This is a genomic window from Pseudomonas reidholzensis, from assembly GCF_900536025.1.
Lineage (GTDB): Bacteria > Pseudomonadota > Gammaproteobacteria > Pseudomonadales > Pseudomonadaceae > Aquipseudomonas > Aquipseudomonas reidholzensis.
This window is the reverse complement of sequence record NZ_UNOZ01000030.1, coordinates 35,397-57,162: the sequence shown is the minus strand read 5'-3', so window position 1 is coordinate 57,162 and position 21,766 is coordinate 35,397. Positions and strand designations below refer to the sequence as shown.

At 63.6% G+C, this 21,766-nt stretch carries 19 protein-coding genes, 1 tRNA gene and 1 pseudogene; 8 read left to right on the top strand and 13 right to left on the bottom strand.

What is annotated here, in order from left to right; translation table 11 throughout:
- Window positions 1–168: 168 nt before the first annotated feature.
- The gene (locus CCOS865_RS19850) at window positions 169–1,794 is read left to right on the top strand and encodes a methyl-accepting chemotaxis protein (protein WP_119143968.1); all 1,626 of its coding nucleotides are present in this window, start codon (window positions 169–171) and stop codon (window positions 1,792–1,794) included.
- 498 nt (window positions 1,795–2,292) lie between these two features.
- Here the strand turns inward: CCOS865_RS19850 and CCOS865_RS19845 are convergent, their stop codons facing one another.
- The 7 genes from CCOS865_RS19845 to dapA form a co-directional block, all read right to left on the bottom strand.
- Complete coding sequence (locus CCOS865_RS19845; RefSeq protein WP_119143966.1) at window positions 2,293–2,484, bottom strand: DUF4223 family protein; 192 nt, start codon at window positions 2,482–2,484, stop codon at window positions 2,293–2,295.
- Between the two features lie 195 nt (window positions 2,485–2,679).
- Window positions 2,680–3,837 (bottom strand): ATP-binding protein, encoded by a 1,158-nt coding sequence (locus tag CCOS865_RS19840; protein WP_119143964.1) that lies wholly within the window; start codon window positions 3,835–3,837, stop codon window positions 2,680–2,682.
- A gap of 166 nt (window positions 3,838–4,003) precedes the next feature.
- Window positions 4,004–4,093, bottom strand: a tRNA-Ser gene (locus tag CCOS865_RS19835).
- A 92-nt stretch (window positions 4,094–4,185) separates the two neighbouring features.
- Complete coding sequence (purC, locus tag CCOS865_RS19830; protein WP_103436385.1) at window positions 4,186–4,896, bottom strand: phosphoribosylaminoimidazolesuccinocarboxamide synthase; 711 nt, start codon at window positions 4,894–4,896, stop codon at window positions 4,186–4,188.
- A gap of 30 nt (window positions 4,897–4,926) precedes the next feature.
- Complete coding sequence (locus CCOS865_RS19825) at window positions 4,927–5,685, bottom strand: MBL fold metallo-hydrolase (RefSeq protein ID WP_119143963.1); 759 nt, start codon at window positions 5,683–5,685, stop codon at window positions 4,927–4,929.
- A complete protein-coding gene (gene bamC, locus CCOS865_RS19820; protein WP_119143961.1) occupies window positions 5,686–6,801 on the bottom strand; it encodes an outer membrane protein assembly factor BamC in 1,116 nt (371 codons plus the stop codon).
- Window positions 6,802–6,818: 17 nt separating this feature from the next.
- The gene (dapA, locus tag CCOS865_RS19815) at window positions 6,819–7,697 is read right to left on the bottom strand and encodes a 4-hydroxy-tetrahydrodipicolinate synthase (protein ID WP_119143959.1); all 879 of its coding nucleotides are present in this window, start codon (window positions 7,695–7,697) and stop codon (window positions 6,819–6,821) included.
- 259 nt (window positions 7,698–7,956) lie between these two features.
- On the opposite strand from dapA, the gene CCOS865_RS19810 reads away from it, so the two are divergent.
- Window positions 7,957–8,517: a glycine cleavage system transcriptional repressor gene (locus CCOS865_RS19810; RefSeq protein WP_119143957.1), complete on the top strand. Its 561-nt coding sequence runs from the start codon at window positions 7,957–7,959 to the stop codon at window positions 8,515–8,517.
- Window positions 8,518–8,527: 10 nt separating this feature from the next.
- Window positions 8,528–9,001 carry a peroxiredoxin gene (locus tag CCOS865_RS19805; protein WP_119143955.1) on the top strand — a complete coding sequence of 158 codons (474 nt, stop codon included), beginning with the start codon at window positions 8,528–8,530 and terminating at the stop codon, window positions 8,999–9,001.
- A 149-nt stretch (window positions 9,002–9,150) separates the two neighbouring features.
- Here the strand turns inward: CCOS865_RS19805 and CCOS865_RS19800 are convergent, their stop codons facing one another.
- Together CCOS865_RS19800 and CCOS865_RS19795 are read right to left on the bottom strand one after the other, a co-directional pair.
- Window positions 9,151–10,221 (bottom strand): AI-2E family transporter, encoded by a 1,071-nt coding sequence (locus tag CCOS865_RS19800; RefSeq protein ID WP_119143954.1) that lies wholly within the window; start codon window positions 10,219–10,221, stop codon window positions 9,151–9,153.
- A gap of 20 nt (window positions 10,222–10,241) precedes the next feature.
- Window positions 10,242–10,481, bottom strand: coding sequence for a sulfurtransferase TusA family protein (locus tag CCOS865_RS19795; protein ID WP_119143951.1), 240 nt, complete (start codon window positions 10,479–10,481; stop codon window positions 10,242–10,244).
- 121 nt (window positions 10,482–10,602) lie between these two features.
- Between CCOS865_RS19795 and CCOS865_RS19790 the strand changes: the two genes are divergently transcribed.
- Window positions 10,603–12,036 carry a M48 family metalloprotease gene (locus CCOS865_RS19790; RefSeq protein WP_119143949.1) on the top strand — a complete coding sequence of 478 codons (1,434 nt, stop codon included), beginning with the start codon at window positions 10,603–10,605 and terminating at the stop codon, window positions 12,034–12,036.
- Between the two features lie 43 nt (window positions 12,037–12,079).
- Here the strand turns inward: CCOS865_RS19790 and nadA are convergent, their stop codons facing one another.
- Both nadA and CCOS865_RS19780 read right to left on the bottom strand, forming a co-directional pair.
- Window positions 12,080–13,138: a quinolinate synthase NadA gene (nadA, locus tag CCOS865_RS19785; protein WP_119143947.1), complete on the bottom strand. Its 1,059-nt coding sequence runs from the start codon at window positions 13,136–13,138 to the stop codon at window positions 12,080–12,082.
- Between the two features lie 243 nt (window positions 13,139–13,381).
- Window positions 13,382–14,899: a YdgA family protein gene (locus tag CCOS865_RS19780; protein ID WP_119143945.1), complete on the bottom strand. Its 1,518-nt coding sequence runs from the start codon at window positions 14,897–14,899 to the stop codon at window positions 13,382–13,384.
- Between the two features lie 443 nt (window positions 14,900–15,342).
- Between CCOS865_RS19780 and CCOS865_RS19775 the strand changes: the two genes are divergently transcribed.
- From CCOS865_RS19775 to CCOS865_RS19765, 4 genes and pseudogenes are all read left to right on the top strand, one after another.
- A complete protein-coding gene (locus CCOS865_RS19775) occupies window positions 15,343–16,695 on the top strand; it encodes an APC family permease (protein WP_119143943.1) in 1,353 nt (450 codons plus the stop codon).
- A gap of 58 nt (window positions 16,696–16,753) precedes the next feature.
- Window positions 16,754–18,022 (top strand): annotated as a pseudogene (locus tag CCOS865_RS28800) (methyl-accepting chemotaxis protein); the annotation flags it as partial.
- 102 nt (window positions 18,023–18,124) lie between these two features.
- Window positions 18,125–18,880 carry a methyl-accepting chemotaxis protein gene (locus tag CCOS865_RS28795; protein ID WP_425272979.1) on the top strand — a complete coding sequence of 252 codons (756 nt, stop codon included), beginning with the start codon at window positions 18,125–18,127 and terminating at the stop codon, window positions 18,878–18,880.
- Window positions 18,881–19,036: 156 nt separating this feature from the next.
- On the top strand, window positions 19,037–19,996 hold the full coding sequence (locus tag CCOS865_RS19765; protein ID WP_119143939.1) for a cation diffusion facilitator family transporter: 960 nt from the start codon (window positions 19,037–19,039) through the stop codon (window positions 19,994–19,996).
- 32 nt (window positions 19,997–20,028) lie between these two features.
- On the opposite strand, the gene CCOS865_RS19760 is transcribed toward CCOS865_RS19765, so the two are convergent.
- Both CCOS865_RS19760 and CCOS865_RS19755 read right to left on the bottom strand, forming a co-directional pair.
- The gene (locus CCOS865_RS19760) at window positions 20,029–20,661 is read right to left on the bottom strand and encodes a response regulator transcription factor (protein WP_119143937.1); all 633 of its coding nucleotides are present in this window, start codon (window positions 20,659–20,661) and stop codon (window positions 20,029–20,031) included.
- On the bottom strand, window positions 20,658–21,728 hold the full coding sequence (locus tag CCOS865_RS19755) for a sensor histidine kinase (protein WP_119143935.1): 1,071 nt from the start codon (window positions 21,726–21,728) through the stop codon (window positions 20,658–20,660). Before CCOS865_RS19755 ends, CCOS865_RS19760 begins: the two co-directional genes overlap by 4 nt.
- Window positions 21,729–21,766 lie beyond the last annotated feature (38 nt).

Genomic DNA, 21,766 nt, shown 5'->3' with positions numbered 1-21,766 from the left:
ACACGGTGGCTCAAGTGACTAGCCAGCGATGCTGGCAGTGTGCAATTATTTCTGTAGACAATTTGTATAATGAGGCGAGAGCCTCGCACAGAGCAGCGCATCTACGTCCGCTTCCGGCACTCGCCAGCGGGCCTGATGCCTGCCCCCGCCGTCGTCTTGGAGCAATGGATGCAGTTAAGGAATGTGAAGATCGGCAAACGCGCCGCAGGGCTGTTCAGCCTGCTGGGGCTGTTCGTGTTGCTGATGGGGCTGGTCTCGCTGTACGAGACCCAACGCATGAACGCCGCCTCGCAAGACGTCCGCGGTGGCTGGATGCCCGCCGTGGTATCGCTCGGCGACCTCAGCAGCAACCTCGGCCAGACGCGGATCCTGCTCATGGCCAGCGTGCTGCACAGCAACGGCGGCGAGCGTGCACGCAGCCTGGCCCAGCTCGATCGGGTCAACGCGGACCTGGAGCGCGACATTGCCGCCTACGAGCGCACCGTCACCACTACCGAAGGCCGCACCCGCTTTGACGCGTTCACCAGCGCCTACACGGTCTATCACGACCTGCAGCGGCAGATCACCGACAGCGTCCAACGCAACGACCTCGAAGCCGCCAGGCAACAGGTCAGCGGCGCGCTGAGCGAGCAGGCCGAGCGCATGATGGCGGCGATGAACGCCCTGATCAGCTTCAACAGCAAAGGCGCCTACGCCGCCACCGAGCGCACCAACGCCGCCGCCGACGAGGCGCTGGTAGTGACGGTCGCCTCGCTGGTGGTGATTTTGATCGCCTTGGTGAGCATCGCCACCCTGCTCACCCGCAGCATCGTCGTGCCCTTGGCCGAGGCCGTGGCGGTCGCCGAGCGGGTGGCCACCGGCGACCTGAGCCGCGACATTGAGATTGTCGGTCGCGATGAGCCCGCGCTGCTGCTCGCTGCCCTGAGCCGCATGCAAGACAGCCTGCGCGACACCTTGCGGCACATCGCCGCGTCCGCCGGGCAACTGGCCTCGGCCTCGGAAGAGCTGCACAGCGTCACCGAAGACACCAGCCGTGGCCTGCACCAGCAGAGCGCCGAGATCGACCAGGCGGCGACTGCGGTCAACCAGATGACCGCCGCCGTCGAAGAGGTCGCCAACAACGCGGTGAGCACCGCCGATGCCTCCAGGGGCGCCGACCAGAACACCCGCGCCGGCCGTGACCAGGTCAACCGCGCGCTGGCCTCGATCCAGCAGTTGGTCAGCGATGTCACCGGCACCGCTGCAGAGATCGAGCAGTTGGCGAGCAATGCCAACGAGATCAGCCGGGTGCTCGACGTGATCGGCGCGATCGCCGGGCAGACCAACCTGCTGGCGCTCAATGCCGCCATCGAAGCCGCCCGCGCGGGTGAGGCCGGACGTGGCTTTGCGGTGGTGGCCGACGAGGTGCGCGCCCTCGCCCACCGCACCCAGCAGTCCACCGAAGAGATCGAGCAGATGATCGCCGGCATCCAGAACGGCACCGAGCGCGCCGTGAGTGCCATGCACAACAGCCAGGGCCGGGCCAACGGCACCCTGGAGATCGCCCAGGCGGCCGGTCAGGCGCTGGAAGTGATCGCCGAGGCCATCACCTCGATCAACCAGCGCAACCTGGTCATTGCCAGTGCCTCGGAAGAGCAAGCGCAGGTGGCCCGCGAGGTGGACCGTAACCTGGTGAACATCCGCGACTTGTCGATGCAGACCTCGGCGGGGGCCAACCAGACCAGTGCGGCGGCGCAGGAGCTGTCACGGCTGGCGGTGGATTTGAATGGGAAGGTGGCGCAGTTCAGGCTTTGAGGGTGCCGGGTGTGGACACACAGGGTTATTGTTGAGAGGGCATGAGGGCTAACAGGCGCATGCCGCGAAGTTTTCTGCGCCCGTGAGATCGAGCGCCGCCCGCGCGGCGCATCGCGGGCAAGCCCGCTCCTACACTTGTTGCAACGCGCCATGGCCTGACAGACCGACGTTTTAGCCTTGTTTATACGACGACAATCTTGAGTCGACCTCTATGGACTCCCTGCTGACTTCCGCCATGCACCAAGGCTGACAACGCCTCTCTCACAGGCCATGGCGCGTTGCAACAAATGTAGGAGCGGCGGTGCGGCGATCCGACTTGCCCGCGATGCGCCGCGCGGGCGGCGCTCGATCTCACCCCCCCCCCACAAGACTCAAGCCATGCACCTGGTCGCCTTGACACGGCCTGAAAAAAACCACACAAACAAAAACCCCCTGCCACGTACATGACAGGGGGTTTTGGACTAAGCCAAAGTCGGCTCAGTCATACACCATCTAAAATTACTGCTGCTGTGGCAGCTTATCGATCGGACCGCAGCCGCCAATAACTTTAGATACAGAAACCGAAGGGTGGAACAGGTAGTCGTAAGAGCAATTCTTTTGCTGGTTGTAGACCTGGCCGGTGCAACCCGACAGCAGAGCAACACCCGATACGACGGCTACAGCAACGGTAGCTTTGAACAGCTTTTTCATACAAAGTCCTTTAAATTATGATGCGCCATCATACTGATAGCGCGGCGCAGCTTACCGGAATTGCCGGGGGCGATCAAACGCTGGGGTTGATGAGGGCCAGGCTGAGTTCCGATCGCACCACTCGAGTCGACATCAACCGAGATGTAATAGTGCTTGAATAACTTTTCTGCTTGGCATTTAGGAAGCACCAGGGATCTAGCGCCGCATGAACTCCGCAAAAAGCGGTACGGTGAAGTCAAGGTAACCATGATCCGTGCTGTAGATCATGCCTTTGGCAATAATGTTCGCTCGGGTCGGCCCCAATGATGATTGAGTACGCTCCATTGCCTTAGCGATATCACTCATGGCGTAAGGCCCGTCGCCAAGCTCCGACATTGCTTTGACGAAAAGCACCTCGGACCGCGTCAACCGATCGATTCGGACTCGGAAGAAACCAGCATCCAGCAATGCCAGGGTTTCAGAATACGAACGAACTACATCATCCAGCGTAATTTCGGGCCCTTCAGCCAAGTTCCATGCAGTGGACGCCCACTCCTGGATGAAGAACGGGTAACCCTTAGTGCGTACGACGATTTCGTTCAAGGCCGTCTTACCAATAGCGGCACCCTCATCCACTATAGGTTTTTGCACCGCTAACGTAGCAGCCGCAGGATCAAGTGCACTGACTTCCGGATACAGGAAAAGACGCTCGGCGTACGATTTCGCTTCCCCCGCCAGACGAGCAACCTGTGGAAGTCCTGCGCCTACAAGAATAATAGGCAACCCTTCCTGCGACATGCGGTGTACTGCGACAATCAACGCACGCAGGTCTGACTCTGCAAGATACTGGACTTCATCTATGAGCAAGATCCAGCCTTTGCCAGCGGCCTTGGCGGCTCGCCCAATTACGTTGAAAAGATCTGGAAGATCGTATTGAAGATCACCACTGTCTGCTAGACCTGGCTCCGGCTCCACACCTACCTCTACACCTGCAATATCTATTTTGAAAATAGAGGCAAATCCGCGCAGTCCTTTGAGTCCGCGATTGGCAATCTGCTTGGCGGCTTCCACCGTGGAAAGCGAGCGCATGACTTTGCGCATTTCAGGGTAGAGCAGTCGCGCTAGGCTCTCATCTTCGGGCGACTCAACCTTGGACACCAAAAGCCCTGCGTCTTCAGCGATTTTTCCCACTTCATTGAGCAATACTGTCTTACCTGTCCCCCTCAACCCCAACAGCATCATGGACCTTGCGCTGCGTCCGTTGACAGCGCGCCCGCAAGAAACCTTGGCATGCTCAAGTACGACATCTCTGCCAGCCAACTCAGGTGGCCTGCTCCCCGCACCTGGGGCAAAGGGATTACGATACGGGTCCATTCAACACCTCGGAAAGCGGACTCTAGCCATAGCTAGTAAAATCTAGCGAATTTAGCTAGTAATAGCTAGATTTAGCTAGATTGCCACCGACCAACCTATTAAAACCGCCCACAACGAAAAAGCCCCTGAGAATTCACATTCTCAGGGGCTTCATCTACTACATGTATGGCGGAGAGATAGGGATTTGAACCCTAGGTACTGTTGCCAGTACAACGGATTTCGAATCCGTCCCGTTCGACCACTCCGGCATCTCTCCAATGGCGCGCATCATACCAGCGATTTCGCCAAACGCAAACCTTTATTTGAAAAAAATTCGCGTGGTATCAAACGCTTGCGTCAATGCGGGCCTTACAGCGGCACGCCCAGGCGCTTGGCGACTTCTTCGTAGGCTTCGATCACGTCGCCCAGACCCTGGCGGAAGCGGTCCTTGTCCATCTTCTTGCGGGTTTCTTTGTCCCACAGGCGGCAGCCGTCCGGGCTGAACTCGTCACCCAGGACGATCTGACCGTGGAAGACGCCGAACTCGAGCTTGAAGTCGACCAGCAGCAGGCCGGCGTCATCGAACAGCTTGTTCAGCACTTCGTTGACCTTCAGCGACAGCTTCTTCATCTCCACCAGCTGCTCGGCGGTGCCCCAGCCGAATGCGACAACGTGGGATTCGTTGATGAAGGGGTCGCCCTTCTCGTCGTTCTTCAGGAACAGCTCGAAGGTCGACGGCTCGAGCTTGATGCCTTCCTCGACGCCCAGACGCTTGACCAGGCTGCCAGCGGCGTAGTTACGCACGACGCACTCGACCGGGATCATGTCGAGCTTCTTCACCAGGCACTCGTTGTCGCCCAGCAGCTTGTCGAACTGAGTCGGGATACCGGCTTCTTCGAGCTTCTGCATGATGAAGGCGTTGAACTTGTTGTTCACCGTGCCTTTACGGTCGAGCTGTTCGATACGCTTGCCGTCGAACGCCGAAGTGTCGTTACGGAACAGCAGGATCAAGCGGTCGGCGTCGTCGGTCTTGTAAACCGATTTGGCCTTGCCGCGGTAGAGTTCGTCGCGTTTTTCCATGATTGGGCTCCGCTTGCTTGAGTAGGTGGGCTAGGCGATTTCGCGCCAGTCGAGCCCGTGTTCCTGATTTGCCACCTGAAGCCAGTCCGGGTCGCACCCCAAGGTGTCGACGAAGCACTGGCGGGCCAGGTGTGGCAGGTTGTTCTTGCTGCTGAGATGCGCCAGCACCAGGTGCTGCAGGTGCTGCCAACCCAGCTCGGCCACCAGGTTTGCGGCCTGGTGGTTGTTCAAATGTCCTTGGCTGCCGCCGACCCGAAGCTTGAGAAAGCGCGGGTAATGACCGCGCGCCAGCAGGTCACGGCAATGGTTGGCCTCGATCAGCAATGCATCCAGGCCCTGGTAACGCTCCAACAGGCGGCTGTCGTAACAACCGAGGTCGGTCAGCATGCCGAAGCGCCGGCGACCGTCACTGATCACGTATTGCAGCGGCTCGTGCGCATCGTGCTCGACCCGCGCCGCGCTGACCTGCAACGCGCCGATGTTGAGGGTGTCGCCACACGCGAGGAAACCGGCCACCTCCACCGGCTTGCGCAAACCGCGCAAGGTGCCCTGGCTGAGGTAGACCGGTACATTGTAGCGCCGCGACAGCAAACCCACGCCATGCACGTGGTCGGCATGTTCGTGGGTGACCAGCACCGCGCTGAGCTGCGCCGGCGCTACCCCGAGCAGCGCCAGGCGCCGCTCGGTCTCACGCAGGGAGAACCCGCAATCGACCAGGATGAACGTGTCACCACTGGCGATCAGCGTGCCGTTTCCCTGGCTGCCGCTTCCGAGTACCGCGAAGCGCACTTAACCCAGGTGGTCCTGAATGACGCTCAGCACGCGGCGGGCGACATCGGCCGGGGCCACGGTGTTGATGTTCTTCTCGACGGTGACCTGCACGCTTTCGCCGACCTTGCTCAGGCGTACCTGGTAACGCTCGGCACGCTCTTCACGCTCTTCCTTGCTCGGCTCGCTGCCGAACAGGCGGCTGAAGAAGCCCGGCTGGTTCTGCTTGTCGTCAGGCTTCTCGGACAAGTTGATGTAGTACAGGCCCAGGCTGCGGTTGATGTCTTCGACCCGCCACTCGCCCTGCTCCAGTGCACGGCCCACGCCCGACCAGGCGCGGTCGAGGTCGGAGCCCAGGTACAGGACCGGGTTGCCGCTGCCGTCTTCGCTCAGGCTGACCCGGCTTGGGGCGTCGAAGTCGCGCGCGGCGAGCAACGACACCGAACCGCCCTTCTCGGCGCTGCGGTTCATGCTGGCGAGCATTTCATCGACCAGCAGGGCATCCACCGCCGTGTTGCTCGAGCTGGACGGGAAGTCGCTGTCGGCAGTGCTGCCGGCCGCACGCTCGACGCTGACCACATACACCTCGGAGGTGTTGCGCTGCACGCCGGGTTCCATCCGTACACGCACGCGGACTTCGCTTTCGGCGCTGCTGGCGGAGCTGGCCAGACGCTGGCCGAGCGACGCCGACAGCTCGTCGAAGCGCTGCCAGGTGGTGGTGAATTCGCCGGTCTGCGGGCGCTCTTCAGCGATGCGGAAACCGTTGTCTTCAAAGAACTGGTGCGCCACCGGCCAGACTTCGGCTGGTGCGCGCTGGGCCAGCACCCAACGGCTGTTGCCGCTGCGCTGCAGGCTGAAGTCGCTGACATCGGCGCCGGCCGACAGCGGTTGCGGACGCGGCACTTCGTACTCGCCGGTGGCGGTATCGTCGGCGACGTTACGCGGGATCGGCAGCAGCGGATCGAGACGCTTGACGTTGGTCGCGTCCGGCGGCAGCTGCATGGCCGCAGTCGGTTGCGCCTGCAGGTAGTCGCTGCCACGGTCGCGGAAATAACCCTCGTCGCCCCACAGCCACCCGCAACCGCTGGTGCTGGAAATGATCAGGGCAAGGGCGGAAAGACCAGCCAGTCGCTTCATGCGGTGTACTTCCTCGATTAAACCAGTACGCCGGACTGGCTCAAGGCAGTACGGACTTTTTCGTGACAATGTTCGCTCAGCCAAGTCAGTGGCAGGCGAATACCTTTGTGCATCAGGCCCATCTCTACGAGTGCCCACTTCACCGGAATCGGGTTGGCTTCGCAGAACAGGTCCTTGTGCAGTGGCATGAGTGCTTCGTTGATCGCGCGGGCCTTCTCGGCATTGCCCGCAAGGGCGGCCTCGCACAGATCGGCCATTTCGCGCGGGGCGACGTTGGCGGTGACGGAGATGTTGCCTTTGCCGCCCAGCAGGATCAGCTCGACCGCAGTCGGGTCATCGCCGGAGAGCACGATGAAGTCCTTGCTGACGCCATCGATGATGGCCTTGGCGCGGGCCAGGTCGCCGGTGGCTTCCTTGATGCCGATGATGTTCGGCACGCTCGACAGGCGGATCACGGTCTCGGCCTGCATGTCGCAGGAGGTGCGGCCAGGCACGTTGTAGAGGATCTGCGGGATGTCGACCGACTCGGCGATGTGCTTGAAGTGCAGGTACAGGCCTTCCTGGGTCGGCTTGTTGTAGTACGGCACGACCAGCAAGCAGGCATCAGCGCCAGCGTTCTTGGCGTTCTGGGTCAGGTGCACGGCTTCGGAGGTGGAGTTGGCACCGGTGCCAGCGATCACCGGGATACGCCCGGCAACCCGCTTGACGACGAATTCGATGACCTGGATGTGCTCTTCGACATCGAGGGTTGCCGACTCGCCGGTGGTGCCGACGGCGACGATCGCATGCGTGCCTTTTTCCAGGTGGAAGTCTACAAGTTTGCCGAGGCTATCCCAATCAAGACGCCCTTGTGCATCCATGGGTGTGACCAATGCCACCATACTGCCCGCAATCATGTAACTGCTCCTGCCGGAAAAAGAGAGCGGTAATGGTACTGGCGCCATCGGCCTTGCACAAGCGAAGCTGGCGGGCGGAGCATTCCCCTCGGCGCGGCTTTTCGTTACCCTTGATCCTTTGATCGGTGCAGCGCGGCCCGCCGGGCCGTCGACAGTGCTCCCCGCGTGCGTCCATGACCGCCCATACCGGCCCGGGACCTGCTGAAAAGGAGGCTTGCCCCCGTCCTGCCCCGACCGCTCATCGCTTTAGGAATGCTGCATGTCCACCCCCACAGTCCGCGAACAATTCCTTGTCATCAGTGCCTTGGGCCCTAATCCCATGGAGCTGGCCAATGTCCTCAGCCGTGCCGCCGTCGACAATCGCTGCGCGGTGGTCACCTCGCGCCTGTCGCGCCATGGCGAAACCAGTGCCCTGGTGCTGCAGGTTGGAGGCAGCTGGGACGCCCTGGCGCGCCTCGAAGCCACCCTGCCAGGCCTGGGCAAGAAGCACGGCCTGACCCTCGACGTGGTACGCAGCGCCGACCAGGAGGTGCGCCCTCAGGCCCTGCCTTACGTGGCCTACGTCAGCGCCGCCTACCGCCCGGACATCATCAACGAGCTGTGCCAGTTCTTCCTCGACCATCAGGTCGAGCTGGAAGCCATGACCTGCGATACCTACCTGGCCCCGCAGACCGGCAGCAGCATGCTCAATGCCCAGTTCACCGTGGTCCTGCCGGCCGGCACCCAGATCAGCTGGTTGCGTGACCAGTTCCTGGACTTCGCCGACGCGCTGAACCTGGATGCGCTGATCGAACCGTGGCGCCCACAGAACCCGATGTAAGGAAACCCCAATGGCCGTAGCACTCGATCAACCCGTTGCCGACTTCCAGGCCCAGGCCACCAGCGGCCAGGCCGTCAGCCTGGCCGACCTCAAGGGCCAGCAGGTGGTGCTGTACTTCTACCCCAAGGACAGCACCCCCGGCTGCACCACCGAAGGCCAGGGCTTCCGCGACCAGCACGCGGCGTTCCAGGCGGCCAACACCGTGGTGTTTGGCGTCTCGCGTGACGGCATCAAGTCGCACGAGAACTTCAAGGCCAAGCAGGGCTTCACCTTCGAGCTGATCAGCGACAAGGACGAGGCACTGTGCCAGCTGTTCGACGTGATCAAGCTGAAGAAGCTGTACGGCAAGGAATACCTGGGGGTGGACCGCAGCACCTTCCTGATCGACAAGGATGGCGTGCTGCGCCAGGAATGGCGTGGGGTCAAGGTGCCAGGGCACGTCGATGCCGTGCTGGCAGCCGCCGAGGCCCTGCACAAGGCCTGAGATTGATTGGGGCTGCTGCGCAGCCCTTTCCGACCGGTCCGGCGCTCCGGCAAGGCCGCTCCCACAGGTCCTGAGCAGGCTTCAAGGTTGACAGCGAACCTGTGGGAGCGGCCTTGTGTCGCGAAAGGGCCGCAAAGCGGCCCCAGCCGTTAAAGCAGCGGCGCCACTGCCGGCTCTTGCCGCGGCCAGGCATCCAGCACGGCCTTGAACAAGGTCGCCAGCGGGATCGCGAAGAAGATCCCCCAGAACCCGAACAAACCGCCAAACAGCAGCACCGCGCAGATGATCGCCACCGGGTGCAGGCTCACCGCCTCGGAGAACAGCAGCGGTACCAGTACGTTGCCATCCAGGGCCTGGATGATCGCGTACACGGCCATCAGGTAGATGAACTGATCCCCCCAGCCCCACTGGAACAGCGCGATCAGGGTCACCGGCACGGTCACCACCACCGCCCCGACATACGGCACCACCACCGACAAGCCCACCAGCAGCGCCAGCAGCGCGGCGTAGTTGAGCCCCAGGCTGATAAAGGCAATGTAGGTGGCAATCCCGCAGATGAGAATCTCGATCCCCTTGCCGCGGATGTAATTGGCGATCTGCCGGTTCATCTCGTCGCCTACCCGCGTCAGCAGGGTGCGCTCACGCGGCAGGTATCCGCTGACCCAGCGGGCGATCATTTCGCGGTCCTTGAGGAAGAAGAACACCAGGATCGGTACCAGCACCAGGTAGATCATCGCGTTGACCAGCAGCGGCAGGCTCGACAGCGAGAAGGTCAACGCCCACTGGCCGAACTTGCCGATCTCGCCACGCACCGATTCGATCGCGCGCAGGACCTGCTCGTCGCTCACCAGGTGCGGATACCGCTCGGGCAGCAGCAGCAACAGTGACTGCCATTTGCCGAGCATGCCCGGCAGCTCGTTGAACAAGGTGATCAACTGATGCCAGAGCAGCGGCACCAGCACCAGCAGGAACACCGCCAAGGCGCCCATAAACAGGGCAAAGACCAGGCCCACCGCCACCCCGCTCGGCACCTTCATGCGCTCCAGGGCGTTGACCAGCCCCTGCATGAGAAACGCCAGGACCAGCCCGGCCAGCACCGGCGCGAGCATGCCGCCGAGGGTCAGAATTGCGGTAAACGCCAGGAACAGCAGGACCGCCAGCACCACCGCCTCCTCGTCGGAGAAGTAGCGCTGCATCCAGTCGCGAAGCACTTTGAACATTGACGATCCTTGGGGAAAACTCAGGCCTTGCGCAGCCAGTAGGTATAGGTGCCGGACTCGGCCGTTTCATGCAGCAGCGTATGACCGGACAAGCGAGCAAAAGTGCTGAAGTCGCGTTGCGAACCTGCGTCGGTGGCAATCACCTTGAGCACGGCGCCACTGGCCAGGCGGTTCAATTCCATTTTCGCCTTGAGCAGCGGCAAGGGACAGTTCAGCCCGCGGGCGTCGAGTTCGGCGTCGCAGGTCAGGGTTTCAATCATCCGAGGGGCTCCTGGCGGGGGCAACAGTGCATGGCAGACAAGTCTCGTAGGATACCGCCACTGGTCGCCAAGGTGTGAGCGGGCTACAGTAGGGATCTTTGATCCGACGCGAGCTTCATGCATGAATCTACTGCGCCCCACCCTGCTGACGCTGGCCTGCCTGATGGCCGTTCCCGGCCATGCCGACGACCTGCCGTCACTGGGCGATGCCAGTTCTGCGATCGTTTCGCCACAACAGGAGCATGAGCTGGGCCGCGCCTGGCTGAGCCTGCTGCGCGGCAACGTCAAGCAGCTCAATGACCCGCAGCTCAAGGACTACGTCGAGACCAGCGTGTACAAACTGGCCGAGACCAGCCAGCTGCAGGACCGGCGCCTGGAGTTCATCCTGATCGACAGCCGCGAGCTCAACGCCTTCGCCGCCCCGGGCGGCATCGTCGGGGTCAACGGTGGGCTATTCCTCAATGCCCAGAGCGAAGGCGAATATGCCTCGGTGCTGGCCCACGAACTGGCGCACTTGTCGCAACGCCACTTCGCCCGCGGGGTCGAGGCCCAGCAGCGCATGCAGTTGCCGATGATGGCGGCATTACTGGCCGGGATCGTCCTGGCGGCGGGCGGTGGCGGCGACGCCGGCATCGGCCTGATCGCCGGCACCCAGGCCGCGGCGATCCAGGAGCAGCGGCGCTTCTCGCGGCAGAACGAACAGGAAGCCGACCGCATCGGCATCCAGAACCTGGAAAAAGCCGGTTTCGACCCGCGCACCATGCCGAGCATGTTCGAACGCCTGGCGCGCCAGTACCGTTACGGCGCCAAGCCGCCGGAGTTCCTGCTGACTCACCCGGTCACCGAGTCGCGGATCGCCGACACCCGCAACCGCGCCGAACAGATGCCCAAGGGCGGCGTCGAAGACAGCCTGCGCTATCAGCTGATCCGCGCCCGGGTCGCCTTGACCTACGAGGAGACGCCGGGGCTGGCCGCCAAGCGTTTTCGTGACCAGCTCGACCAGAACCCCAACCTCGACGCCGCGCGCTATGGCCTGGCCCTGGCGCAGATCAAGGGCGGCCGGCTCAACGAGGCGCGCGAGAACCTCAAGCCGCTGCTGGCCAAGGCGCCCAACGACCTGACCTACAACCTGGCGCAGATCGACCTGGACATCACCAACAACCGCCTGGCGGACGCCCAGCAGCGCGTCGAGCGGCTGCGCGGACTGTACCCGAGCAACTATCCGTTGCAGCAGGTGCGTGCTGACTTGCTGATCAAGCAGAGCAAGCCCGCCGAGGCGGAGAAGGTGCTTAATGACCTGATCAAGAAGCGTGCGGATGACCCGGATGTCTGGTACGAAGTGGCCGAGGTGCGTGGCTTGTCGGGCAACACCATTGGCCTGCACCGGGCGCGCGCGGAGTACTTCACCCTGGTTGGCGATTTCGACCAGGCGGTGCAGCAGCTGGATTTTGCCAAGCGCCGGGCGGGGAGCAACTTCCCACTCGCATCGCAGATCGATGCGCGTCAGCGGCAGATTCTTGAGCAGCAGCGCATGGTCAAGGACATGATGCGCTAGAGAAATGAACGGGGGCCGCAAAGCGGCCCCCGTTACGCATGGATCAGGCGTTACCCGACAACTTCATCCGCGCCGCCTGGGTGAAGTCGAGCATGCGGTTGAGCGGCTTGATCGCCCGCGGGATCAACGCCGGGTCGACGAAGATCTCGTTACTGCCCTTCTGCAGGCAGTCGAGCGTGCGCTCCAGGGTGTTCATCGCCATCCACGGGCAATGCGCACAGCTGCGGCACGAGCCGCCATTCCCCGCCGTCGGCGCCGCGACGAACTCCTTGTCCGGGCACAGCTGCTGCATCTTGTAGAAGATGCCGCTGTCGGTGGCGACGATGAAGGTCTTGTTCGGCAGGGTTTGCGCCGCCTTGATCAGCTGGCTGGTGGAGCCCACCGCATCGGCCAGGTCGATCACCGCCTCTGGCGACTCCGGGTGCACCAGGATCGCAGCATCGGGATGCAGCGCCTTCATGTCGGCCAGTTGGCGCGACTTGAACTCTTCGTGGACGATGCAGGCACCGTCCCACAACAGCATGTCGGCGCCGGTCTTCTTCTGGATGTAGCGGCCCAGGTGCTGGTCCGGCCCCCAGATGATGGTTTCGCCGTTGTCCATCAGGGTCTCGACGATCTCCAGCGCGCAGCTGGACGTCACCACCCAGTCGGCACGTGCCTTGACCGCCGCCGAGGTGTTGGCGTAGACCACCACGGTGCGCTCGGGGTGCTTGTCGCAGAACGCCGAGAACTCCTCCACCGGGCACCCCAGGTCGAGCGAGCAGGTCGCTTCCAGGGTCGGCATGAGGATGCGTTTTTCCGGGGTGAGGATTTTCGCCGTCTCGCCCATGAAGCGCACGCCGGCGACGATCACCGTGTCGGCCGGGTGGTTCTTGCCGAAACGGGCCATTTCCAGCGAGTCGGAGACGCAGCCTCCAGTCTCCTCGGCCAGGGCCTGGATCACCGGGTCACAGTAGAAGTGGGCGACCAGAACTGCGTTCTGGGCCTTGAGCTCGGCGGCGATGGCCGCACGGTACTCGGCCTCCTGCGCGGGCGTCAGGGGGTTGGGCTGCTTGGCATCAAGGTGGGCTTGAACCAACAGGCGTTCGGAAATCTGGGTCATGATCGCTGGACCTGCGGGCGCGCGTGCGCGTCAGTCGAGTGTATCACCCGGCCCTGGCAGATCGGCTAATGGTGCCGGACGGCCTCTTACAGGCCATCACGGCCCTCTGCGGGCGCGGATTATTATCGCGCCGAAGGCTACAGACAATCAGGTCAATGCAAAAGCGATTTTTGTAGGACAGCGGCACTGCCCGCCGTGCCACCCTCAACGCCACAGGCGCGGGGGCGGCACAGCCAACAGGTATCAGCCTTGCGGCGACAGCGCAGCCAGGTGAGCCGCGAGGATCATGGCGAACTCCTCGACGGTCATCTTCTTGCCGTTGAAGTCGACCATGCCCTCGGCATAGTGCAGGCTCGACACCACGTCGTTGCCCTTCACGGTCGCCATGCCACTCTGCACCGCCATCATGCCGACCATCTCGCCTGCCTGGCTCGACTGCTGGGCAATCGCCTGGGCGTCGGTCTGGCCATCGAGCAGCGCCTGCAGGGTCGCCAGGTCACCGACCATCGGCTTGGACACCGACAACTCACCCTTCAACTGGCTGATCAACTGCTTGCCCAACTGGTCCGGCGGCAGGTCGAACGACGCCGGATTGGCGAAGTCCAGCGCCAGGCTGAAGCGGCTCTCGCCGTTGGCAGTCTTGAACGACAGTTGTTCGATGGCCAGTTTCGGCTTGGCGACGAGGATCTTCTGCACCTCGGCGAGCACCTTGGTCTTCTCGTCCTCGGTCATGTCGAACGCCGGCATCGGCTCGCCTGCGGCCGTGGCGCGCTGCATTTCCTGCACTTGCGGCATCTTGGTCTGGTACCACTCGGCCAGCGATTGCAGCGCGGGGATGTCCAGCGACTTCAAGGTCACCACCATCTGCCCACTGCCGACCGGGCGACCGGCGTAGTTGATGTCGGACACCTTGTACTCGATGCGCGCGCCCAGCTTGTCCTGGCCTTCGGCGCTGTACAGGTTGTTCTGCTCCAGCCCTTTGACCAGCAGCACCTCCTGCTTCGGCCCGAGGGTCGCCTGCAGTTGGCCGAGGAACACGTCCAGATTGCCGACGTAGACCATGTCGTGGCCGGTGCTGGCGAGGTCGCCACCGACCTTCAGGCCTTCGAAGGTAAAGGTCGCTGGCGGATGGTCATCACCGACCACTTTCATTTCCAGGCGCTCGGCATTGCCGTGGATCTTCACCGCCTTGCCTTGCTGGTCGCCGCTGAGCAGCAGTTGCATGCCGGAGAAGTCCAGGGTGTTGCCGTTGGGCTCGTTGAGCTTGACCGGTGCCAGGCGGATATCGCTGTCGATGTGGCCGCCATAGCCGACGCTGACCCGGCCGGTGACCGGCGACTGGTCGCCGGCAGCGCTGAACCAGGACGCGGTGAAATCATCCTTTTCCAGGCTGCTGTTGCTCTCGACCATTACCGGCAACAGCTTGAAGGCCTTGACCCGCGACCACGGGAACGGCCCGTGCTCGAGCTGGTCGACGATGCCGACGTCGAAGTTCAGCGCAGCGCCCTCGCCCAGCCAGACATCCTTGGCCTTGAGCCGGTAATGCGCGGTACTGGAGAAGAAGTGCTGCTCCAGCGAGGCCAGCTCGAGGCTCATGCTGCCGCCGGTACCCGCGGTGGCCTTGACCAGCTCTTCGTTGGCCCGGGCCACGGAGCTGGCCAGCTCCGCAGGCAATTGCTTGCCGGTGTACCACGCGCCCGCGGTGGCTGCGATGGCAATGGCGACGGCCAGGCCGGAAAGGATGCCTACTGATTTCTTCATGAATTGAACCGATTGCTGTCCATAGGGGGATGCGCGACAGCGGTCGCGCTGGGCGCAAAGGGTACCACCGACCATGACCGGATGCGGTGTCCTCCACGGGCAATTTATTGCCCACGGTGTGTCCACGACTTTGCATTCGTAAATTTTTACGGACACCAAAATCGGCCAAAACCCTTAAGAAACGCACTAAAAAGCAGCACAAAAGCTAAATAAACCGATTATCGACGCATTACCGTAACACTTTGTCATGTTTAACTTGACGCCCCCTGCCGAATCGTTTTTTATTTTCACCACGCTGCCCAGGGCCGTCTGCACACATCAGCCCGCGCTCGCGCCAACTGCCGCTCCAACATAAAAGGTGAACAACATGGAGCCCACCCGCATGACCTTGCCGTGCCCGCAATCCGCCTCCTTCGCTGTCCAGGCCCAGGAGCCTCACCCGCATGCAGCCTGACCAGAGCACTCCCGGCAACGGCCAGATGCGCAAATCCCTGCGTCTCTGGCATGTGGTGATCATTGGCCTGGCGTACCTCACGCCAATGACCGTATTCGATACCTTCGGCATTGTTTCCGGCATCACCGCCGGGCACGTGCCCAGCGCGTATATCCTGGCGCTGCTGGGCGTGCTGTTCACCGCCATCAGCTACGGCACCCTGGTGCGACGCTTCCCGCAGTCCGGCTCGGCCTACACCTACACCCAGCGGGCGATCAATCCGCATGTGGGCTTTCTGGTCGGCTGGTCATCACTGCTCGACTACCTGCTGCTGCCGATGGTCAACGCGCTGCTCGCCAAGCTGTACCTGTCGGCGATGTTCCCCGAGGTGCCGCAATGGATCTGGGTGGCCGGGTTCGTCACCCTGATCAGCCTGGTGAACATGCGCAGCATCAACCTGGTGGCGCACTTCAATGCCCTGTTCGTCGCCGTGCAGGTGGCGATCATTGCCGTGTTCATCTACCTCTGCATGCGCGGGCTCGACCATGGCGAAGGCCTGGGTACGGCGTGGAGCCTGACCCCGTTCGTCGATCCGCAGACGCAGTTCAGCGCCCTCGCCGCCGGCGCGACCATTCTCTGCTTCTCGTTCCTGGGCTTTGACGCGGTCACCTGCCTGTCGGAAGAAACCCGCGACCCGGCGAAGACCATTCCCCGGGCGATCTTCCTCACCGCGCTGATCGGCGGGCTGGTGTTCATCCTGGTGTCGTACTTCATCCAGGCGTACTTCCCGACCATGCAGCGCTTCCACGACCAGGAGGCGGCGCTGCCGGAAATCGCCCTGTATGTCGGCGGCAAGCTGTTCCAGTCGGTGTTCATCGCCTGCACGGTGATCAACACCATCGCCTCGGGCCTGGCCTCGCAGACCAGCGTCTCGCGCCTGCTGTACGTGATGGGGCGTGACGGGGTGATCCCCAGCAGGGTCTTCGCCCGCCTGCACGCCCGCTACAAGACGCCGGTACTGAACATCGCCGTGGTGGGCCTGGTTGCCCTGTCGGCGATCTTCTTCGACCTGGTCACCGCGACCTCGGTAATCAACTTCGGCGCACTGGTGGCGTTCAGCTTCGTCAACCTGTCGGTGATCAACCACTGCTACCTGCGCGAGAAGCGCAACAAGGGCCTGGCGAACACCCTCAAGTACCTGGTGCTGCCAACCATCGGCTTTTGCATCATCGTCTCCCTGTGGCTGGACCTGAACGCGCATTCGCTGCTGTTCGGCGGCGCCTGGGCGCTGCTCGGGCTGATCTACCTCGGCTGGATGACCAAGGCCTTCCGGGTCGCACCGCCCAACTGCATCGCTGAATGACCTGCCCTGCCGACGCCCGCCCGAACGCGGGCGTCGGCCTGTTCGAGAAGGAAAAACCATGCTCCTGCGCCGCCTCTCCATCCAGTGGAAGATCACCCTGCTCGCCGGCCTCTGCCTGCTGGTGATCGTCGCCCTGCTGGTGGCCACTTCGCTGACCCAGGCCCGGCGCAGCGCCGCCCAGGTGTTCGCGGCCAACACCGAGCTGCTCGACCACAGCGCGCGCCTGCGCCTGCAGGCCCACGCCGAAGCCCAGGCGCTGCGCATCCAGCGCTACTTCATGGCGGCCTACCAGTACGGCAATGGCTTCAGCCGTGTGGTGCAGTTGCTCAGGCAGCGCGGCGACACCGACCTGCGCGCCGCGCTGAATGCCCAGGCGCGCGCCGCACTGGCCGGCAACCCCGACCTGATCGGCCTTTACCTGGTGTTCAAGCCCAACGCCCTCGACGGGCAGGACGCCCGTTTCGTCGGCCAGGATCAGCAAGGCAGCAACGACAGCGGGCGCTTCTCGCTGTACTGGTCGCAGCCACGCCCCGGCACTCTGGAGGCAGAAGCCATGCCCGAGTCGATGCTCGCCGACAACAGCATCGGCAGCAACGGCCTGCCCTACAACCGCTGGCTCACCTGCCCGCAGGAGACTGCCGCGGCATGTGTGCTCGAGCCCTACTTCGACGAGGTCAATGGCCGTCAGGTATTGATGACCAGCATCGCCCTGCCCCTGCTCGACAACGGCAAGGTGATCGGCGTGATCGGCCTCGACATCGGCCTGGACAACCTGCAGCAGCTGAGCCTGGCGGGTCGCCAGGAGCTGTTCGATGGCCAGGGCCAGGTGAGCATCGTCAGCCCGGCCGGGCTGCTGGCGGGGCACAGCCGCGACAGCGCACGGCTAAGCCAGTCGCTGACCCAGGCGTTTGGCCCGCACGCGCAGGACCTACTGGCGTCGATCCGCGCCGGCCAGCCGGTGCAGCGCCTCGATGAGGGCCAGATGCGCATCTCCCAACCCTTTGCGCCGATCCCTGACGCAGCGCCCTGGCAGGTCTTGCTGGAGCTGCCCGAAGCGGTCCTGCAGGCACCGGCGATCGCCCTCAACCAACGCTTGGCTGCGCGTAACCAGGAGGCCAATGTCAGCAGCCTGCTGATCGGCCTGGCAGCCGCCGTGCTGGGTTTGCTGCTGGTCTGGCTGACCGCTCGCGGCGTCACCCGGCCGATCCTGGCGGTGGCCGAACGCCTGCGCGACATCGCCAGCGGCGAAGGCGACCTGACCCGTCGCCTGGACTACGCCCGCGAGGATGAGCTGGGCCAGCTGACCGGCTGGTTCAACCGCTTTCTCGACAAGCTGCAGCCGGTGATCGCCCAGGTCAAAGGCTCCCTGCACGAGGCCCGCGGCACCGCCGACCAGTCCGCCGCCATCGCCAGCCAGACCAGCAACGGCATGCAGCAACAGCAGCGTGAAATCGAGCAGGTCGCCACGGCAGCCAACGAAATGAGCGCCACCGCCCAGGATGTCGCGCACAACGCGGCCCAGGCGGCACAAGCCGCGCGTGCGGCCGACCAGGCCAGCCGCGAGGGCCTGCAACGGGTTGCCGATACCCGTATGGCGATCGACCGGCTGGCCACCGACATGAACGCGGCGATGCGCGAGGCGCGCGCCCTGGAGAGCAGCAGCGAGCAGATCGGCTCGGTGCTGGAGGTGATCCGTGCGATTGCCGAGCAGACCAACCTGCTCGCCCTCAATGCCGCCATCGAGGCCGCCCGCGCTGGCGAGGCCGGGCGAGGCTTCGCCGTGGTCGCCGACGAGGTACGCAACCTGGCCCAGCGCACCCAGGTGTCGGTGGAGGAGATTCGCCAGGTCATCGAAGGCCTGCAACAAGGCACCCAGGATGTGGTGGGTGCCATGCACGCCGGCCAGCGCCAGGCCCAGGACAGCGCCGGCCAGATGGAACAGGCCTTGCCGGCACTGCAGCGGATCGGCGAGGCTGTGGCGGTGATCACCGACATGAATTTGCAGATCGCCTCGGCGGCCGAGGAGCAGAGCGCGGTGGCCGAAGAGGTCAACCGCAACGTCGCCGGGATCCGCGACGTCACCGAGTCGTTGTCCGGGCAGGCCGATGAGTCGGCGCGCATCAGCCAGGCGCTGAACCGCCTGGCCAACCAGCAGCAAGCATTGATGGAACAGTTCCGCGTTTAGTCCGCGCCGGCCTCATCGCGGGTAAAACCGCTCCCACAGGTTTTCTGTGCAGCCCAAAATTTTGGGCCTTGCAGCGACCCCTGTAGGAGCGGGTTTACCCGCGATGAGGCCGGCACAGACACCACAGCAGCACCGCCTTTGAAAAGAGTTCTACTTATGGAAGCCCCCAGCAAGACTTCATTCTTCGACATCACCAGCGAACAAGGCCTGCTCCGCGCCTCGATCGCCGTCACCCTGTTCATCGCCACCATCGGCATCGGCTTCGGCCTCGCCTCGGGCTCCTTCTCGATCGTCTTCGACGGCGTCTACTCGCTGGTCGACGCCAGCATGAGCGGGCTGTCGCTGGTGGTGGTCAAGCTGATCACCGCACACGTCACCAGCGCACAGATGTCGCGCAAGCTGCGCGAGCGCTTCTCCATGGGCTTCTGGCACCTGGAGCCGATGGTCCTGGCACTCAATGGCATCCTCCTCAGCGGGGTCGCCATCTACGCACTGATCAACGCCGTGAGCAGCCTGCTCGAAGGCGGCCGCGACCTGGAGTTCGGCCTGGCGCTGATCTACGCGGTATTGACGGTGATCGCCTGCGTCACCATCGCCATCGTCGAAGCCCGCGCCAACCGTACGCTCAACTCCGACTTCGTGCGCATGGACGTCAAGGGCTGGGTGATGTCGGCCAGCATTACCGCTGCGCTGTTGATCGCCTTCTGCGTCGGCCTGGCCATCCAGGGCACGCGCTGGGCGTGGATCTCGCCGTACATCGACCCGGCGGTGCTCGGCCTGGTGTGCCTGGTGATCATCCCGTTGCCGCTGTCGGTGGTGCGCCAAGCACTGGCGGAGATCTTCCTGGTCACCCCGGTCGACCTCAAGCAACACGTCGACACGGTGGCCCAGGCGTTTGTCAGCCGGCACGGCTTGCAGTCGTACCGGGCCTATGTGGCCAAGGTCGGCCGCTCGCGCGAGATCGAGCTGTACTTCATCGTGCCGACAAGCATGCCGGCGCGCACTATCGCCGAATGGGATGCGCTGCGTAACGAGATTGGCGACGCGGTGGGCGGCGAAGGGCCGGACCGCTGGATCACGGTGGTGTTCACCGGCGATCCGGAATGGGCCGAATAGCCTAGGCGCGCCCGCGCGCATGGGCTGGCGCGTTACGCCGGGAGACGTTCGAGCAGGCGCACCAGATCGGCCAGCGAACGCGCCTGCATCTTGCGCATGACATGAGCGCGGCGCACTTTGACGGCGACCTCGCTGAGGTGCAGCTGATGCGCGATCTGCTTGTTCAGCAGACCCTGTACCACCAGGCCGGCGACCTGGCGCTCACCCTCACTGAGTAATCGCCAGCGGCTGCCTAGCTCGGCCGCCGCGGCGTCTCGCTGGCGGCGTTGGCGATCCCGCTCGATCCCCAGCTGAATGGCGTCCAGCAGCTCCTGATCACGGAACGGCTTGGTGAGAAAGTCGATCGCGCCGGTCTTGATGGCTTTCACACCCATGGCGATGTCGCCATGCCCGGTGATGAACACCACCGGCAGGTGCAAGCCCAAGCCCTCCATCTGCCGGTGGAAGTCCATGCCGCTCTGCTCTGGCATCCGCACATCCAGGACCAGGCAACCCGGGGCATCCTCACGTGGATGGGCGAGGAACGCCCGCGTGGAGGCAAAGACCCGCACCTCAAGCCCCACGCTAGCCAGCAGGTCCGCCAGCGCGGCACGAACCGAACTGTCGTCGTCGATCACGTAGACAATCGGCTGTGGCGCGTTTGCCTGAGAGGCGGCTTTGTTCATGCGGGTTCCTTGTCGGTGGTAGCCAGGCTGAACGCGAACACCGCGCCAGCGTGGTCATTAGATTCGGCCCAGAGGTGACCACCATTGGCCTCGATGATCGTGCGGCTGATGCTCAAACCGACGCCGATGCCCTCCTCCTTGGTGGTCCAGAAGGCCTCGAACACGTGCTCGCGAACGCCGCTGGGCAGGCCGATGCCGGTGTCTGACACGGCGAAGACGATCGTCTCGCCCTGCCACCTGGAGCCGACGTGAATGACGCGTCGGGCAGCCGCTACCGGGAGCGTAGCCTCGATGGCATTGAGGATCAGGTTGCCCATCACCTGCTGGATCTGTACGCGGTCAGCCAGCGCGCGCGGCAGGTCGGCTGCCAGATCGACCGTGAGCGCGATGCTGCCGCGCAGCATTTCCCCTTGTGACAGGGTGAGCACTTCCTGCACGGCGTCGTTGAAGGCGAACGCGGTCTTGTCCGGCGGGTCGCCTTTGGTCAGGCTGCGTACCCGCGCGATGATGCTGCTCGCACGGCCTGCATCATTGAGGATGCGCTCGACCGCCTGCCGGGCCTTGTCCAGGTTGGCAGGATGCTGCGCCAACCAGCGCTGGCAGGCGTTGCTGCTGGTGACGATGGCCGCGAGCGGCTGGTTGACCTCGTGCGCGATCGAGGTGGTGAGCCCTTCCAGGCTTTTGACACGCGAGATACGCATCAGCCGGGCCTGCGCATCATGGGCTGCGGCGCGTGCGGCTTCCATCTTGCACACCAGGTAGCCGGTGATCAGGATCGAGACGATGCTGATGGTCATGTTGACGAGGCCGGCGCGGTAATCCCCTTGCTGGGTCATGGCAAAGCTGAGCAGCGTGATCGCGATGCAGGTGCCCGTCAGCATGATCAGCGCACGCTGCTTGAGCAGGCGCGCCGCCGTCAGAATCACCACGGTGTAGAACACCGACCCGGCGATCTCGTAGCTGGTGGCCGTGTCGAGCAGAAAGATCGCCGCCATCGCGATCGCCATGAACGCGAGCCGTGTGGCCCGGTAGGGCTGCGAGGCTCTGTGCGCGGGTTGTCGTGTCATGACAGGGCTGGCTCCATGGTGCTGCAGTGATACCCCGG